This window comes from Arcicella sp. GW458-12-2-14-TSB2, assembly GCF_059423785.1.
The window spans coordinates 1-1509 of sequence record NZ_JBWKYN010000350.1; the positions used below are offsets into that span (position 1 = coordinate 1).

The 1509-nt window shown below is 33.0% G+C and carries 1 protein-coding gene; it reads left to right on the forward strand.

All coding sequences use genetic code 11. The features are described from left to right. Positions 1–237: 237 nt before the first annotated feature. Positions 238–1470, forward strand: a complete 1233-nt coding sequence (locus tag AC07XN_RS24370) for an ROK family protein (protein WP_494744931.1) — start codon at positions 238–240, stop codon at positions 1468–1470. Positions 1471–1509 lie beyond the last annotated feature (39 nt).

The window sequence follows — 1509 nt, forward strand, 5'->3', positions numbered from 1 at the left end:
CTAGTAGACAAATTTATAAATTATGACATTAGTAAAAAATATTAAAAAGTATTTTAAAAATAAATTAGGTAAAGGATAGCTCGGTTGTAGAGGAAATTATTTTTTCGTTCTTTTGTAATGAAACCCATTTAACTCTTGCTTTTATATTAGATAATTCGTTTTAACAAGACTATTTATTGAATACAAAAGCCTAAAATTGATAGCCTTATTTTTCACATAAACTCCATTTATTAAAACATGTCTTTTCATTCCCTAGAATCTTCTGAGATAGAAGTATTTGATAAAGAGTCCATCGTAGATAAGAAAAAAAATAGTTTAAGACGTAAAATATTACAAGACTTATACTTCAATGGGAATAAAACAATTGCTCAGTTAACTAAAGAGATTCATACCAGTGTCCCCTCTGTTACGGCATTACTCGAAGAATTGATGTCCGAACGTTGGATCATAGAAATCGGTCCAGCGGAAGCTCAGTTTGGAAGGAAACCCATTCTTTATACCTTAAATCCTAAGCAACGATATACTATTATCTTGGATATTGCTATTCATGGTTCTAAAGCAGCTATTATCAATTTGCAGAACCAAGTAGTATTTGAACAAGACATTCATTTTTGTTTAGAAGATAGCCCTGCTATCTTAGATAAAATCTGTACATCTATTGATACCATCTTATTAAAGTCTGACATTCAGCTACAGGAAATCATCGGCATTGGTATTTCTATGCCGGGATTGATTAATCCCAACAATGGCTATAATTATACTTATAGAAAAATAAACCCTGAAAACCAATCGCTAGTTGAGTGGCTCAAAAACAATTTTTCTATTCCTTTTTACCTTATTAATGATACTCAAGCCACTATTATTGGTGAAAACCAATTTGGACTATCTAAAGGAATGCAAAATGTGTTGTCTGTAAATATGGATTGGGGTGGGGTTGGATTGGGTATTGTATTAAATGGAAAGGTTTTTCAAGGTTCAAATGGTTTTGCTGGTGAATTAGGACATATACAAGTAAAGGAAAATGGCGAGTTGTGTTCGTGTGGAAAAGTTGGGTGTTTGGATACGCTCACCTCGGCAGCATCATTAATTCGTAGAGTAAAAGAATGTTTGAAAGAAGGAAAAGTTTCCAGACTTGCTAAAACCAATCTTGCTGATATTGATATAGAGTTGGTAATAGAGGTGGCTAATGGTGGCGATGCCTTGGCTATTGATTTACTACATGATATCGGGAAAGAAATGGGTAAGGGATTATCTATCGCTGTGCATTTATTTAATCCAGAAGCTATCGTCATCAATGGTATTCTAGCAAAGGCTGGGCGGTTTATCAGTAACCCAATAGAACAAGCTATTAATAAATATTGCTTAGTAGATTTCAAGAGTAATTTAAATATAGAGGTTTCTACTTTGGGTGAATCAGCACGTTTATTGGGTACTCAAGTTTATTTAATTGAAAACATCTTGATTGCCTAACCCTTAATAAGATAGCGATAGCACTACTATATATAGTAA

Excerpts from the sequence above, each read along its gene's own strand:
- AC07XN_RS24370 (WP_494744931.1), top strand. The coding sequence starts at position 238 with ATGTCTTTTCATTCCCTAGAATCTTCTGAGATAGAAGTATTTGATAAA.